General features: G+C 57.8%; 15 protein-coding genes. 5 read left to right on the forward strand and 10 right to left on the reverse strand.

The window, feature by feature from the left end:
• The first annotated feature begins 152 nt into the window (after window positions 1-152).
• From VGL70_21695 to VGL70_21705, 3 genes are all read left to right on the forward strand, one after another.
• Window positions 153-446, forward strand: a complete 294-nt coding sequence (locus VGL70_21695; GenBank protein HEY3306143.1) for a hypothetical protein — start codon at window positions 153-155, stop codon at window positions 444-446.
• 97 nt (window positions 447-543) lie between these two features.
• The gene (locus VGL70_21700; protein HEY3306144.1) at window positions 544-792 is read left to right on the forward strand and encodes a helix-turn-helix domain-containing protein; all 249 of its coding nucleotides are present in this window, start codon (window positions 544-546) and stop codon (window positions 790-792) included.
• A 36-nt stretch (window positions 793-828) separates the two neighbouring features.
• The gene (locus tag VGL70_21705) at window positions 829-2,034 is read left to right on the forward strand and encodes a site-specific integrase (GenBank protein HEY3306145.1); all 1,206 of its coding nucleotides are present in this window, start codon (window positions 829-831) and stop codon (window positions 2,032-2,034) included.
• A 283-nt stretch (window positions 2,035-2,317) separates the two neighbouring features.
• Here the strand turns inward: VGL70_21705 and VGL70_21710 are convergent, their stop codons facing one another.
• The 6 genes from VGL70_21710 to VGL70_21735 form a co-directional block, all read right to left on the reverse strand.
• Window positions 2,318-3,178 carry a DUF1732 domain-containing protein gene (locus VGL70_21710; GenBank protein HEY3306146.1) on the reverse strand — a complete coding sequence of 287 codons (861 nt, stop codon included), beginning with the start codon at window positions 3,176-3,178 and terminating at the stop codon, window positions 2,318-2,320.
• On the reverse strand, window positions 3,175-4,170 hold the full coding sequence (locus tag VGL70_21715; protein ID HEY3306147.1) for a PfkB family carbohydrate kinase: 996 nt from the start codon (window positions 4,168-4,170) through the stop codon (window positions 3,175-3,177). The genes VGL70_21710 and VGL70_21715 overlap by 4 nt, the downstream gene beginning before the upstream one ends.
• A gap of 21 nt (window positions 4,171-4,191) precedes the next feature.
• Window positions 4,192-5,289: a glycosyltransferase family 4 protein gene (locus tag VGL70_21720; GenBank protein HEY3306148.1), complete on the reverse strand. Its 1,098-nt coding sequence runs from the start codon at window positions 5,287-5,289 to the stop codon at window positions 4,192-4,194.
• Window positions 5,276-6,067 (reverse strand): glycosyltransferase family 2 protein, encoded by a 792-nt coding sequence (locus VGL70_21725; protein ID HEY3306149.1) that lies wholly within the window; start codon window positions 6,065-6,067, stop codon window positions 5,276-5,278. Before VGL70_21725 ends, VGL70_21720 begins: the two co-directional genes overlap by 14 nt.
• Window positions 6,068-6,162: 95 nt before the next feature.
• A complete protein-coding gene (locus VGL70_21730) occupies window positions 6,163-7,926 on the reverse strand; it encodes a bifunctional sulfate adenylyltransferase/adenylylsulfate kinase (GenBank protein HEY3306150.1) in 1,764 nt (587 codons plus the stop codon).
• Between the two features lie 279 nt (window positions 7,927-8,205).
• Complete coding sequence (locus VGL70_21735; GenBank protein HEY3306151.1) at window positions 8,206-9,063, reverse strand: sulfotransferase domain-containing protein; 858 nt, start codon at window positions 9,061-9,063, stop codon at window positions 8,206-8,208.
• A gap of 220 nt (window positions 9,064-9,283) precedes the next feature.
• Here VGL70_21735 and VGL70_21740 point away from each other — a divergent pair, with 220 nt between their 5' ends.
• Window positions 9,284-10,294, forward strand: coding sequence for a glycosyltransferase (locus VGL70_21740; protein HEY3306152.1), 1,011 nt, complete (start codon window positions 9,284-9,286; stop codon window positions 10,292-10,294).
• An 8-nt stretch (window positions 10,295-10,302) separates the two neighbouring features.
• The gene (locus VGL70_21745) at window positions 10,303-11,217 is read left to right on the forward strand and encodes a glycosyltransferase (GenBank protein HEY3306153.1); all 915 of its coding nucleotides are present in this window, start codon (window positions 10,303-10,305) and stop codon (window positions 11,215-11,217) included.
• 39 nt (window positions 11,218-11,256) lie between these two features.
• On the opposite strand, the gene VGL70_21750 is transcribed toward VGL70_21745, so the two are convergent.
• The 4 genes from VGL70_21750 to VGL70_21765 all read right to left on the reverse strand — a co-directional run bounded on the left by VGL70_21750 (window position 11,257) and on the right by VGL70_21765 (window position 14,762).
• Complete coding sequence (locus tag VGL70_21750) at window positions 11,257-12,054, reverse strand: sulfotransferase (protein HEY3306154.1); 798 nt, start codon at window positions 12,052-12,054, stop codon at window positions 11,257-11,259.
• A gap of 132 nt (window positions 12,055-12,186) precedes the next feature.
• Complete coding sequence (locus VGL70_21755) at window positions 12,187-13,143, reverse strand: sulfotransferase (GenBank protein ID HEY3306155.1); 957 nt, start codon at window positions 13,141-13,143, stop codon at window positions 12,187-12,189.
• Window positions 13,144-13,369: 226 nt separating this feature from the next.
• Window positions 13,370-14,242 (reverse strand): glycosyltransferase family A protein, encoded by an 873-nt coding sequence (locus tag VGL70_21760; protein ID HEY3306156.1) that lies wholly within the window; start codon window positions 14,240-14,242, stop codon window positions 13,370-13,372.
• A gap of 163 nt (window positions 14,243-14,405) precedes the next feature.
• The gene (locus tag VGL70_21765) at window positions 14,406-14,762 is read right to left on the reverse strand and encodes a hypothetical protein (GenBank protein HEY3306157.1); all 357 of its coding nucleotides are present in this window, start codon (window positions 14,760-14,762) and stop codon (window positions 14,406-14,408) included.
• Window positions 14,763-15,236 lie beyond the last annotated feature (474 nt).

A 15,236-nucleotide genomic window follows, 5' to 3' on the forward strand; every position in this document is an offset into this window, starting at 1 on the left:
GAAAACCGGAAAAGCTCTCTTATAAAGAGAGAGAGCATTTTCCAGTTTCCTTTCCGGTGCGGCATGCCGATCTTGGACCTCAGCCAGGGGCAGTCTACCGGAAACCGGAAACACCGGAAAATAATCAATTACTTTCCAGTGGGAGGTGCGCAGTGAAACTCAGGGACATCTACGGATCGACAGCCCCCTTTATCGCCATGTCACTACCGCGCGAAGACAGCGACTTGCGCGAAGCTCGGCCCGTGACGCGCATCCACTCAGCGATAAAAGTCGAGTCCATCCGCAGCATGCCGGAGCCGGAGCCGGGAGAAGTCGAGAAGATCGTCCAGACCTGGTCAAAGTTGCTCGATATGAATCTCAAGCCGGAGCACATTCGCAAGCATCTCCAAACTCTGCGGCGCTGGCAGAATCGGCTGATCGAGAAAAGGGATGGCGCGCTGATCTGATCCACTGTAATGCGAGGCGAACATGAACGAGCAAAATAAAGTCGTCCCGCTGAAACGACCCGAATCGTCAAGCAACGATTCCAGGATGATCGTCACTATGACGATGGTCGAATTGCGGGAAGTGATCCGCGAGGCCGTTGCCGCCGAGCTGGCAGCGGCGAAGACGGGCGGCGCGCCCCTGCTATCTTCTGCGGAAGTATCAAAGCAGTGGAACGTACCGCGAACCTGGATAGAGGAGGCGGGCCGGGCCGGGAAATTGCCCCGCGTCGTCATCGGTTCTTATATTCGATTCAAAGTCGAGGATATCGAGCGCTTCATCGAAGAAAACAGGAAGGCTAAAAACTAGGGGGCATTGACAAAGCCCCATTCGCTACTGTACATCATGTATAACCATGACGCCAAAGGAATTAAGACGGTTACGGACTCGGCTGCGCATGACGCAGGCGGAACTCGCTACGGCCATCGGGCTGACGGCTACTTCAATCGCCCGAATGGAACGCGGCGAACAGCCGATCATGCGAACCACCGAGCTTGCCGTCCGGTTCCTGCTCGTCATGGAATCCAAAAAGCGAAAGGGGAAAAAGAAATGAGGAAATTGCGGACGGGGGGCATAAAAAAATTGCCGTCAGGCCGATTTCAGATCGATTTCCGCGATCAGGACGGGATTCGTCATCGAGAGAGTTTTGATCGCGAGAGGGAGGCACGCGCAGCCCTAGACGCTACGCGGACGCAAGTTAGAAAGCGCGAATACATCGCTCCAGCAGACGTGCCGACGTTCCAAGAAGTCGCGCTGGCATGGTTCGAAGAGAAAAAGGTAAGCAAGGCGCGGGGCAGTAGTGCGAAGATTAAAAAGGCCACCCTGGACAAGTGGGACAATCACTTGCGCAAGCATCTCAATCCGATTTACGGCGCTCGCAAAATGGACACTATCCAGACCGCTGAGATCGAGGCATCGAGAGGCGTCTGGCAGCAGGCGGGTTTGTGTCCGAAGTCGGTGAACGAGTTATTGACGACGATGGCCGCGATTTTCAATGAGGCAATGCGCCAAGACAAAATCAGAATGAATCCCGCGGCGCGAGCGCATCGACTAGCGACCGGCTCCAACGTGGCCGACGAAGCCGGAAACGCTTCTGCGGAAGTCAGCGAGGATCAGATTTACGATCGCGAAGAGATCCTCCGCCTGATTGACGGTGCCGAACCCGGACTATATCAAACCCTTTTCATGACGCTGGCGTTCATTGGACTGAGACACGGCGAAGCGGCCGCGCTCAGGTGGGAAGATATCGACCTTGACGCGAGGATCGTGAAGGTCAATCAGAACTGGGCCAATATCTACGATCAGAACGGCAACCCAACTTTTACCACGCCAAAGACCCGGAGCAGTCGGCGAACGATACCAAATATATCGTCATCGTTGGCGCTGGAGCTGAGAAAATGGAAACTACGGTGTCCGCGAGCGAATGGAATCTCGTGTTTCCAAAAGCAGACGGCTCGCCACTGGATAGAAAAACAACGTGGCGGGCGTTCGATGCCGCTGTCAAGAACGTCAATCGAAAAGCCGGAGACGGCAACAAATTGCGCCGGTTGACCGTTCATAGCCTGAGACACTCGTTCGCGTCCCTGCTACTCGCGCACGGAACACCTATCGCAGAAGTCAGCGCGTATCTCGGCCACAAGAATTCTCAGATCACCTTGAGCGTCTACTCCCACTTCATGCCTAGCTCGACGAACGGAGAAGCGCTTGCGTGGCTGGCGGATGGAATCTCAGATCAAGATCGTGTTGGACACCTTAAGGACACTTTGACCCCAATAAGGGCGAGTGAAACCGAAAAAAGCGTTGTCAATACTAGATAAATTGAATATGTGCCACATCACTCGATATTCTGCGCCTGTTCGCGGATCTTTTCCACTCTTTCTTTGCCCGCGACGACGAGCTGAACGACCGGCAATTGCGGCGCCTTGGAGCTGATCGTGTTGAGCTCGCGGATGATCTCCTGCAGGAGAAATTCGATTCTCTTTCCCATCGTGCTCCGGCGCCGGACCAGCCGGCCGAGCTCTCTCACGTGGGTTTTGAGCCGCACCGTCTCTTCGTGGATGTCGCCCTTGAAAGTCCAGCCCCCATTCCCCGCCGAGGCGCTTTGCGCCGGCGCCTCACCGCCTTCTTTCAGGACGAGCGACTGCTTGAGTCTGAGACCGATCCTGCCGGCTTCCTTCGCCAGCGCCGCGGCGACGGCTCGGAGGTGGTCCGTCTGCGCCGCGACGTCGAGCATGAGCTGCTTTCCTTCGCGCTCGCGCGAGCGCTCGAGGTTTTTGAGCGCGCCCGAGAGCGCCTTGAAGACGAGGCCGCTCTCTTCCTTCTCTCTTGTCCCCGGCTCGATGAATTGAAACAGATCGGGCAACCCGGCGCAGAGCGATAGATCGACGTTTCCCTGAAGACCGAACCTGCGCTTGATCCGGCGAAAAGATTGCAGATACTGGCTGAGCAGCCGCTCGTCCAGATCGACGCGCCGGCCCTGGCCTTTGAGCACGGAACGGGTGACGAAAAGCTCCACCCGCCCGCGCGCGATCTTTTCCCGGATGAGCCTGCGGATTTCCTCCTCCAGGCTCAAATATTCCCTCGGCAGCCGCGCTTGCAGATCGAGGTTGCGATGATTGAGAGTGCGCAACTGCGCCAGCACCCTGACCGAGCGGCCCTGGGCCGTCGCTTCGCCATAGCCCGTCATGCTCTTCATTTCCGTCCTCGCACCACCCGCTTCAATTTCTCCAGCGGCACCGCCACCGGGCCGACCTCGTCGCCGACCAGGCCGGCCGACAGATTGGCCAATATCGCGGCCTCTTCATAGCTGGAGCCGCTGGCAAGCGCCAGCGACACCGTCGCAACGACGGTATCGCCCGCCCCGGTCACGTCGAAGATCTCCTGCCGCTCGGCCGGAAAGTGCCGCACTTCTCTGCCGGGCCGAAAGAGGCTCACTCCATCCGGTCCGCGCGTGATCAACACCGCCTTGGCTTGCCACAATTCCAATAGCCGCCGCCCGGCCTCGCGCAGCGACGCCTCGTCGCGGATTACGGTTCCGGAGGCCTCGCTCGCCTCGTCGCGGTTGGGCGTTACCAGAGACAGGTTGCGGTAGACGCCGAAGTTCTCCTTCTTCGGGTCCGCGACGCAGAGGAGATTCTTCTCTCCGATCAAGCGCTCTAACAGTTCCAAAAGCTCCCGGTGGACGACGCCTTTGCCGTAGTCGGAAATTACGACGGCATCGTAGCGCGCGGCGTTGCGCACAATGTACCGGCGAATTTTCTGCCGCACCTGCCCGCCGAGGCGGCCGCCGTTCTCCCGATCCAGGCGCATGATCTGCTGGTGGCGCGGGTGCGCGATGATGCGGATCTTCTGCGTCGTTTGAAACCCGGACTCGACAAAAACGCCGGCGGTCGAAATGCCGATCCCGCGCAGCGCCCCGAGCAGCATCGTGCCGGTGCGGTCGCGTCCGACGACTCCGACGACGGCGACCTTGCCGCCGAGACTTCGTACGTTGTGCACCACGTTCGCCGCCCCGCCGAGGCGGAAACTTTCCGTCGTCATGCGCAGCACCGGCACCGGCGCTTCCGGCGAGATCCTCTCGACCTCGCCCCAGATGAAGCGGTCGAGCATTAAATCGCCGACGACGAGGATGCGGCTGCGGCGAAACTTCGCCATGAGGGACAGCAGCCGGTTTTTTTTTGACGCCACGTACGACTCCTCCCGGCTCGTCTAGGCGCGACCTTCCAGCAAATCGTAATAGTAGCTTTCGTTCTGCTTGGCCATCTGCTCCATCATGAAATACTTTTCCACCCGCGCCCTGCCGTTCTCCCCCATTTCGCGCATGCGCTCGCGCTCCGAAACCAGCCGCGAGATCGCGCGCGCCAGCGACGGGGCATCCCCGGGCGCCGTCAGCAGACCCGTCACCTCGTCGGCCACCAGCTCGCGAAGCCCGCCCACGGCGCTCGCTATCACCGGTCTTGCCGCGGCCATCGCTTCCAGGGCCGCCACTCCCAGTCCCTCGTAGAGCGACGGCAGAACAAAGATATCGATCGAAGAAAAAAAGGCCGGCATGTCCGAGACAAAGCCCAACAAGGCTACCTCTTCCTTCACGCCCAAAGTTTCCGCCAGCCTCTCAAGCTTCTCTCTCTGCGAGCCCTCGCCGGCGATGCGAAACTGAAGCCGGTGACCCTGGCGCTTTAATTCCGCCGCCGCCTCCAATAGAAAGCGCAGGCCCTTTCTCTCCTCGAGCACCGCCGCCGTGCCGATCACCGCCGCGGAACGATCGCCGCCCGCGACCGGAATATTTCTGAAAGGCTCGGGATCGACGCCGCTGTGGATCACGCGAAGCTTTTCTTTTTTCACGCCGCCTTCGATGAGCAGCGCGGCAATGGATTGAGAAATGGCGACGACTCCGTCCACTCGCCGGTTGTAGAGATAACGGTCGTACCAGCCTCTTCGCATCGGATAATCCATTCTCCGCGTCACGACTCGTTTCGGCCCGCGGGACGGGCTTCCCAGCCAGAGCGAGAAAGCGTGCGCCCGCTTCGTATGAAAATGCACAATGTCGTAGCTTGCGTCGCGAATCAAGCGCCGCACGGGCAACACCGGCCTGAAATCGAGATCGTTGCTGAGTCTCAAGGGGTGAATCTCGATCCCGATTTTCCGCGCCTCGCGGGCCAGCGGTCCGTCCGGATGGCAGAGAAGATGGTTCGCGTGTCCCCACCGCGAAAGATATTCGAGCAGACCGACAACCTGTCTTTCGCCGCCGCCCCACCGCCTCTCGGGGTCGATGTGAAGGATCTTGAGCGGTCGTCTACGGTTGACCACCGTCCTCGGCGTCCTGCTGTTTCAGCTCCAGCTCTCTCAACTTCGCGTACTTGAGAAACACGTACATCGCCGCGGTCGCGGCGACGAAATAGCCGGGAAACCCCTCGAGCCAGCCGCTCTTCAACACGTAGGCGCGGAAGAAGCGAAACGGCGGACGCAGGAGGTTGTCCGCCCAGCGCCACGGCCGGCCTTCGCCCTTCTGCTCGGCCGCCGATACGCTGGTAAAATGATTGATTCGCTTCCAGTGGTCCGCCGCGTCGCGATAGGAATAATGGTACAGCGGATTGCGCAAGCGGCGGACTTTGCCGTCCACGATAATTTTCTCGTGCGGGTCGGTTCCGCCCCAGCGGGCCAGCTCGCGCCGGAAAATCCTGATGTCGTAGTCGGGATACCAGCCGCCGCGCCGCCACCAGCGGCCGAGGTAGCGGACCAGACGGGGCACGGAGAGCGCGGCCAAGCCGTAGACGCCGCCGGCCAGGACACTTCCGATCTCGTCCCTGAGGCCCGCCGAAACCTCTTCGTCCGAATCGACCAGGAACACCCATTCTTTGGTTGCCTGCGAATGGGCGAAAGCCTTCTGGTCCCGATATCCCGCCCAGGCGCGCTGGATGATTCGGTCGGTGTAGCGCCGGCAGATCTCCACGGTCCGGTCGGTGCTGAACGAATCGACCACGACGATTTCGTCGCACCACTGAAGACTCGCGAGGCAGCGTCCGATGTTGTCCTCCTCGTTGAAGCAGACGACGATGGCGGAGATCTCAGGTTTTCCCGCGCTCATGGCAAGCTCGACGAAATATCCGAAACGGCTCGTAGAGAATAGTGAGGCAGGGCGGAAAAATCAAACCGGAAGCGCCCGGGGAGATCGGGACCTTTTCAGATGGAAAAATTTCTCTCGTCTGCGGCGCCCAAAAGAAAACCTTTTTCAATGAGGTGATTGAGAATCAAGCGCGCGTTGTCCTCGGGCGTGCACTTGATCGTCGTCAGGCGCAGCTCCGGATCGAGCGGCTCCTCGTACGGATCGTCGATCCCGGTAAAACCCTTGATCTCGCCCCGGCGGGCCTTGGCGTACATTCCCTTGATGTCGCGTTGCTCGCAGACTTCGAGCGGCGTGTCGACATAGACCTCGATGAATTGATCTTCGCCCACCATGCTGCGCACCTCGGTGCGCGTCGCGCGATAGGGACTCACGGCGGCGCAGATCACGACGCCGTTGTGGCGCACGATTTCCGATGACACGTAGCCGATCCTGAGGATGTTCATGTCGCGGTCTTCCTTGCTGAAGCCCAGGCCGCGGGAGAGATGGGTGCGCACGACGTCGCCGTCCAACACGGTCGCCTCCCGCCCGTGCTCCAGGAGAAGGCTGGCGAGAATCTCCGCGATGGTCGATTTTCCGGCACCGGAAAGCCCGGTGAACCAGATGCAGAAACCTCTTTTGTGGAAAGGCGGCGAGACCTGCGACAAGATCGCGGCGATTTCCGCACGGGTGAACCACTCCGGCAGCTTCTTGCCGTTGCCGAGATAATCCTCGCGCACTTCCGTCCCGGAGATCGAAGAAATGACCGCGCCCCGCGGCACCCGGTCCATTTCCTCGTAGCGGCTTTCACCGGGCAAATAAACCAATTCCTTGAACGGCACCGCTTTGACGCCGATTTCATCTTGATACTTGCGCAAGAGATTTTGCGCGTCGTACGGTCCGTAAAACGGTTTTCCCTTCGAATCCTTCCCGGGACCCGCATGGTCGCGCCCGACGATGAAGTGATTCGCGCCGTGATTCCTCCGGATGATGGCGTGCCATAGCGCTTCGCGCGGCCCGCCCATCCGCATCGCGAGAGGCAGCAGGCTGAGGAGCGTGGTGCCGCGCTCGTAATACTTCTCGACCAGCACCCGGTAGGCACGCACGCGCGTGTAGTGGTCGATGTCGCCTGGCTTGGTCATGCCCACCACGGGATGGATAATCAACGAGCCGCCGACCTCCGCCGCGGCCCGCTTGGTCAACTCCTCGTGCGCGCGGTGGATCGGGTTCCGCGTTTGAAACGCGACCACGTTGGCGTGGCCCATCGACTGGAGCGTCCGGCGCACTTCCGCCGGAGTTCGACGAAGGTCCACGAAGTCGTAGTGCTTGGGCAGGTTCAACACCTTGAGCGCTCCGGAAATATAGACCGGCCCCCAGGAAGTCATCTCGGCGACCATCGGATGGCGCGAATCGGTGGTGCCATAGACGTTCGACACTTCGTGGTTAAAATCCCACGCGAACTTTTCCTCGATGGTCATCACGGCGATGAGCTCGTTGTTGGCGTTTCTGAGAGTGATATCGGCGCCGACGCGGATGTCTTTTCCGTCGGCGACGGGAAGCGCGATCGGAATCGGAAACAGCGTCCCGTTCTTGAGCCGCATGTTCTCGACCACGCCGAGATAGTCCTCCTTGCCCATGAAACGATCGAGCGGCGAAAACGCGCCGCCCGCCAAAAGCTCGATGTCGCACAGAGACCGGGAGGACATCTGAATGGATGGAAGCGTATAGGCGTAGCGAATCAGCTCGGTCCGGTCCTCTGCTTTCACGACCAGATCGATCAGCTTGCCGCCGTAGGGAGCCACTAATGAAACGTTTTTTTGTTGAGCTTCGACGTTTTCACTCATGAAGATCCCGTTCAATTTCCGATTTTCCCTCTCTTATACCATTTCCGCAGCGCCAGTGCCACCGGACCGCTGCGTTAGGGCCCCTGATCGACAAGGCAGGAGGATCAAACCGCCACCATCGTGAGCCAATGGCAAAAAAGTTCGATCCGGAGGGGAAGATCAAGACGCGTCTATCTTTTTTCCGTATTTCCCGCTGCGGTCGGAGCCTTTCGACGCGCCCGAGAACTCCGCGCACAGCATTGTCTGCTACAATAACCGGGCGCCTTCTCTTTGTTCAGGTCAATTCGTTTGCAAATGGGACGAAGACATGGTGTTGAACGCTATGGGCCGGGTACCCGGTCCGTAGCCGAATCGTTCGTCCAGGCGGCTCACGGCGTGGTCGAGATAGCGAATGTCGTCCGGTGCGACGTAATCCCTGTAGCCCCCGACGATTCCCCGGCGCACCTTGTAGGATTCCGGATCGTCCAGATTGGCCGCGGATAGTATTTTGTTTTTAAATTGACGCATCGATTCCATCCGCTTCATGTTTTCAAAGCTTGAGAATTCGAGGCTATGACGAAGGACCGCTTCATCGATTTTCCCGACGCCGAGAAATCCGAGCACCTCCCGGAAAGCCGCTTCGGTGTCGCTTTGGCAATCTTCGTAACGGACAAATTTGAAATCGCTTCGCCGGCTCCATTCCGCCATCCACGCATTCATCACGTCCACCATCGCGTTGACGCCGAATCCCGGGTGCCGGATGGCGCCCGACAAATCGCCGCGGTAGGAGCCGCCCCTCTTGGTGATCTGAAAAAAGAACGACACGATCACGTCTCGTGGATCCCTGACGAGCAGGAGAATCGGCTTGGTCCGGCACGCGCGCGCAGGGATCAACTCCTTGCCCAACAGCCGAAACTTCAGCTTCCGGCTCGTCACATAACCCCACAGGTCGTGGGTAAACATCACCTTCGGGACACCCGTGCCCGCGAGCTTCCTGTTGCTGATGGTAAATTCCCGGTTGACCGAGCGGCAAAAGTACGCATAGAGGAACACCCGCAGCCAGGTCCTTCCGCTTTTGGGGATCGAGACCACGATCGCATCCGCCCGGAGATATCGGCGGGCCTGTGAGGTCCAGTTGTGTCTCCACGCCTTGATCATGGCTCCTCGTCCTTCGTTGAACGGCGAGTTTTTTCCCATAGAAAAGCGCGCGTCCGATCTCCTTAGCGTCCTCATATCATTCCCGGTCACGGATTGCCATTGAACCGCGGCGCCGCGCTCGAACCGCCGCCGATCTGACGGAATGTCCATCCCGGCGCCGAGCCCTGCGCAATTTGACATACCGGCATAAAAACAGTTAACGTTACGAATATTCCTGCATATGTCGATTCCTTCATCCAGAGCGCCTCTGGTCAGCGTCATCATACCTGCCTACAACGCGGCCGGGTTTGTCCACCAGGCGGTTCAAAGCGTATTGGATCAGACCTACGGCAATTACGAAATCATCGTCGTCGATGACGGCTCGACCGACGAAACGCGCGAGGTCTTGAGCAGGCTTCACGGGCGGCTCACCTATTTATACCAGCCAAACCGCGGCGCGGCCGCCGCGCGCAATAACGGCATCCGGGCGGCCAAAGGAGACTTCGTCTGTTTTCTGGACGCCGACGATCTCTGGGTCTCGAACAAGCTGCAACTCCAGGTCGATTTTTTGCAACAGCATCCCGACATGGCCTTCTTATCCGGCCGATGCCGGAAGTTTATGGATCAGGGCGACCCGTACATACCTTTCGCCGCGGAAGCGCTCGAAGGCAGCGTCGCGCGAATTTTCTCCGCTCCGAAGGCTTTTGCCGAGCTTGTGAAGTTCAACTTTATTCCGACCAGTACGGTCATGATTCGAAAAGAGTGCTTTGAAAAGGTCGGCCTCTTCGACCTGAATCTCATATCGGTCGAAGACCGGGATATGTGGCTCAGGATCTCGGCTTCTTTCGGCGTCGTCCATCTCCCTTGGGTTCTTTGCGCCAAACGTCTCCATCCTACCAATATCTCAAACGACAAAACGCGGATGCTGTATATGCGCGCCCGGGTTCTGGAAAAGAATCGCGCGTTGTTTCCCGGTTTGGTCTCAGCCAGATTTTGGAACCGGCAGTTGGCCAAATTGTACGCCAATGCGGGCCGCCTTGCGTTGATCAACAATCGAAAGCAGGAAGCCCGCCGGGCGGCGATTCATAGCTTGAAAAACGAGCTCAACGCAAAAGCCGCCATGCTATGGCTGGCCACCTTCATGGGACGGCGGGCGATCCGAATGTTCCTTCGAAGCCGCATCCAGTCGCGGGCGATCAAGGGCCCCCCCTCCGGTCTCCATGAGGTCTCGGGTGAAGCCGCCAATCCGTAGATCGTTCCATGACGCAGGGGATCCGGACGATGGACGGCAAATATGAAATCAGCGTCATCGTCGCGACCTACAATCGAGCGCAAAGCTTGGTCAGGCTTTTGGCCAGCGTGGATTCGTTGGAAGGCCTCGGTTCCACAACGCTCGAAGTCTTGATCGTCGATAACGACTCTACCGACGATACGGCCAAGCTGCTGATCGAGGAGCAGCGAAAGCCGCGAAAATTTTTGCTCCGAGCGCTCCGTGAGACGCAGCGGGGACGAGCGGCAACCATCAATTGCGGGCTTCGAGCATGCCGCGGAGAAATCATCTGCCCGATGGACGACGACGTGGTCTTGGATCGTCGATGGCTCACGGGACTCCTCCATTCTTACAGCACGACTTCCTTCGATGCGTTTCAAGGGAAAGTCCTCCCTGGAGTCGATGCAGCGGGAAATCCTGCGGATCCGAAAAGGCTCTATGAGTACAACATTGCTATTATCGATCGCGGCGACAGGATTAAGGAGACCAACGGAATGGTCGGGGTATGCTCATTTAGGCGCGCGGTGTTCGAAAAACTGGGTTTTCTCGATCACCGTCTGGGCGTGGGCGCCTCGGGATTCGGCGAAGATACGGAATTTTCTCGCCGGGTTCGGGCTGCGGGTTTTAAAATCGGCTACACCCCGCTTGCGGTCGTCTACCACGAGCTCGATCCAAAACGTTACGGCGGAAAGTACAATCGCGGCGTGCGCTATCAGATGGGCCTCAGCGAAAGCCTGTACCTACATAATTCCCTAGCGCGGCATGTTATCCCGAATCTTTTGAGATATTCTCTCCGTTGGTTGTTCTATCGTGTGTCTTTCCAAAGGCGAAGAGCATACAAAGCCGAAGGTCGCCTGGTAAAATCCTGGGGGAATCTCATGGGTCATCTAAGACAAAGGCGTTAGGCACGAGAAAAATGACCAAGGGTGCCGGAGGTTGGTAAGCTAAGCGCTCGAGAGTTGCACAGGGCCGTCATGCGTGCCAAGGAATGAGACGGATAATAGATCTTTTGTGCGGTGAAGGCTATAACCGATTCGATTGGCGCGCTCCTCATGGGTCGCCGGCAGAGAGGTTAAAAGGCGTGCTTTATCCTTTTCCCACTTTTTGAAGTAACTATCGTTCACGTTTGCGTGGACCTTCTGCTGAATCCGCACCGGCTCAATGTCTATGAAGCGGCAGATTTCGTCAAAGACGGCCTGCGGGTTGCGAACGAACTCTTCATATCGGAGCACGAAACACCGGTTGAGGCGCGGGAGGTCGGAGAGAAACCGTTCGTAGCACAGAAGCGTATGTTCGATCAGGGACGCGATGCTCGTCCGGCTCATCTTTTCCGTCGCGTAGGCTACCGCGATGGGCTGGCGCAAAACGATGATGAACGCCGAGCGTGGAAACATAGCCTGTAAAAATCTCGTGCGGACCAGATTGGGAGGCGATTTCTCGACGAGATAATCGCGCTGAAGATCCCAGTGCCGGCTCCACTGGTTAAAAAGAATTTTTGCGTTCTCGGCCGTGGTCAGGGAATGATGCTCGTCCATAAACGATCGCTCATCAAAGCCAAAGCGACCCGGCCCTCCGAACGCTTTGGCCGGTTGAAAAACCGATTGGAGGTGCTGACCCTCGTCTTCGGGCACCTTGGTGCGATGGAAACCGCTGACCCGGGGATGGCTTCGAAGTATCTCATGCAGCAACGAAGTGCCGCTGCGATGTATTCCACCGATAAACAGAAATGTTTTTTGATTCATGGTTCGTGCACTGCGCCCGCTTCTGGTTACCGCAGGAGCTACCAGCCGAAATCAACCCCCAGATAGTCATTCAGTTGCTTGTTATACGGACGCAGATGAGCGCGCAGTTCCTCTCGGACCGGATTGTTCGGGTCACCACAGGAATCCGCCGCCGATCCAATCGCGCCAGGAGCAGGCGTACCCCTTCTGCCGCATCAAGTTTCTGGCTTTACGCCAGACCACGAACTTTTCTCTAAAGCGCAATTGCTTTTTCCATCCGCCGTGCCCTGCGCTTTGAATAAAAGCCGCCGGGTCGCGGACGACGTGACCGACGCGCTGCGCCACTTCGCCGTAAACCGGAATCGGCGTGCCGCCGCCTTCTTTCACGAGCTTCGCTTTATTGTTGGTGACGACCCCTTTGACGGCCTCGCGGTCCCATTGGAGATTCAAGAACTGCGCGACCTTGAGCAAGGTGTCTTCCGGCGAGGCCAATAATTTTTCGTATCGGATCTCTAAAAAACGGTGTGAGGGGATATCCTTTGCGGCTATGTCAGCGGCGCGGACGAACTTTATCCATATTTTAACCGCCTCCCTCGCGGTTCGAGGCGCCCATCCGGCGCCCCAGGTGCGGTAGGCCGCTAGCAGAGAGGCCACGACGTCACGCGGGTCTCGAAGTAAATATATGAACCGGCTGTCCGGTAGCAGCTCTGAAATTTCGGCGAGACACATCGCATTTACGGGGGTTTTGTCTACAAAAAGTTCTCCTGGTTGAAGATTCCCGATCATCGGACGCAGCAGTTGATACATGTAGTTTTTCAGGACCGCGAGAAACTCATGTTCCTGAAAGTAACATGAGAGTCCGACTCCTCCTCTGCCCGTAGCGGTTTTGGGATCACGCTCGCGGGTCAATTCCCAACGCCACGCTCTTAATTGCGGTGCCACGTAAGAACGAAAAACGCACGGCTCTTGACCGGTTCGAACTTTAGGATGGCCGGCGAGCAAACGTTGGAGCCACGTGGTCCCGCTGCGTGAACAACCCACGATAAAAACCAGATTACCGCCGGTGTAACCAATGGCCTGATCACGCTCTGGTCCGGAAATCGCTTGCATCGTTTCAGCGGCGCTTCGCCCGACGATCGGATAAAATCATGTCTAGCCTCTTTGTTTCAATCGGCCCCACATTTTATCAGTCGTCCCTACGCCTTGTAAGCCTTACGCCTTTGGCCCAAGAGTCGATAAAAAAACCAACGAGCAAAGTATTTAAAAATATTACACACGATAGCCCAGAGCAAGGGGTCGGCTTTCGCTGAGGCCCATTCGGTAGCGGACTCCACGGTTATATTTGCCGGCGTAGCGCCTGGCTGGCTCGTGCGCGCTCGCGTGCGTAATGGATCGCACCGCGCAGTTCGCGTATTGTCGCCGGTAGCTTCTTCAGTCGAAACGCACTTTTGAGCCACTTCCGCAGATAAACATATTTTCTCAACAGTATGAATTTCATGTAATACGCACCGCGCCCGTAGTCATTATCCGCTGTCCACCGCTCGAACTCATTCGTGCCCGGCTTGCGGCCGTGGTGATGATAGACCACGAGTTCAGGGACGTGAGCGCCCGTGAAACCTGCCATCGACGCCCGCGCACAATAATCAATGTCCTCTACGCGAAACGGCGTTCCGGCTCCGAGCATGGTGTCAAACGGACCGATCTTGTCGATGACACTGCGGTGGAACACCATGTTTGCGCCCTGGATTTTCCCAGCGGGGATGAAACTGCCGGGCGGAAGTCTCTCAAACTTTTCCTTCCGGTTTACGCCATACCTGGCGTCGGTCGGGTCGTACAGAAAAATGCGGCCGCCGCAATAATGAAATTGGCCTGAATCGAAGACTCGACTCGCTGTGAGGAGGTAGCCGGGCGCCAAATAGCAATCGTCGTCGCTGAAGACGATGACGTCGCCCCTGACCCTGACGAGTCCAGCATTTCGGGCGTAAGATAAACCGGGACGCGGTTCGTCAACCACCTCCACCGGAAAGGGGACCTTCCGTTGAAACGACCTCATGACTTGCTGTGTGTCGTCCGTCGAGCCGTTGTCGACGAGGACCAGCTCGGTCTCTGCTTCGAGCATTTCCTCCGGATTGATCGAGTCCAGACACCGCTGCAGCGAAGCAGCGCGGTTTCGAGAACAGATCAACAGGGTTACGTTAAGTTGTTTCAAGCCGGCGCCCTCACCCATCCTGAGTCTGTGCGACGGTCACAAATGTGCCGCCCGTCTTTGGTTCATGAATGAACACAAAATCGTCGGTCAAAATCATCGCCTTTTCATCCAGGTCAAAATACCCACTGTGTCGACGAACTCGAGCCGTGCGTCCTGCCGCAGCTCATCCAGAAGCTGCTTCACGCCCCGTTAACACGAGAGACGGGAAACAAAGCACCGCCACCGTCTCGCCCACGCCTGCCTTGGTTAGGTTCGCGTACAGCGCGGCCATGTCCTTCGGGCCAAATTCGCCGCCTTTGACGCCTTTGAAGTTCAAATGAGGATCGATGGTGTACACACGAGAACCGCTGCCGGTCTGCGACCCAAGCGCCAGGGCCACGGTCGAGCGGCCGCGATACGTCCCGATTTCAACGACGACGTTGTCGGGTGAAACTTTGCTAGCCAGGCGCACCAACACCCGCATTTCTTTCGGGGAAATTTGTCCTTCAATTTCCCGGGCGATGCGGACAGCCTTCTCCACGGGGTCCCCGGTCCCGATCCGCTTCAAAAAACGCCCTCAACTGGTCATTAAGATTCCGCCCACGTCGCCGAAAAAGGTGGAAGAATTCTGGTGCAGAAATTGATTCGGTGATGTTAACATAAGCATGGAATCCTTAACAAACTGGGATTTGAAATTCTGCTCTGTTCGCTTAAGCTCTAAGCTGCTCTTACGCTCACGTTGCGTCTGCGCTTCGATGATCGCTTTCGATGCGCCGGATGGGCCATGCCCGGTCGTGGCGGATTGGATCGGTGCGGATTGCTGTAGCGAAAATTCAGATACATTAAATCACCTTAAGCAGCTTGGGTCAGAATGATGTCCGGGTGGCCCCAGGCGGTTGCCCGCCCGAGGCTCCCACAGACCCGTACGTGCATTTTTGATGCATACGGTTCCTCGGATCACGGTCTCGCTGCACGAGAATATACCGAGTGGACCACCCGCGCCGACGGAAGCGGA

It is taken from the genome of Candidatus Binatia bacterium, assembly GCA_036504975.1.
Classification (GTDB): Bacteria; Desulfobacterota; Binatia; order UBA9968; family UBA9968; genus JAJPJQ01.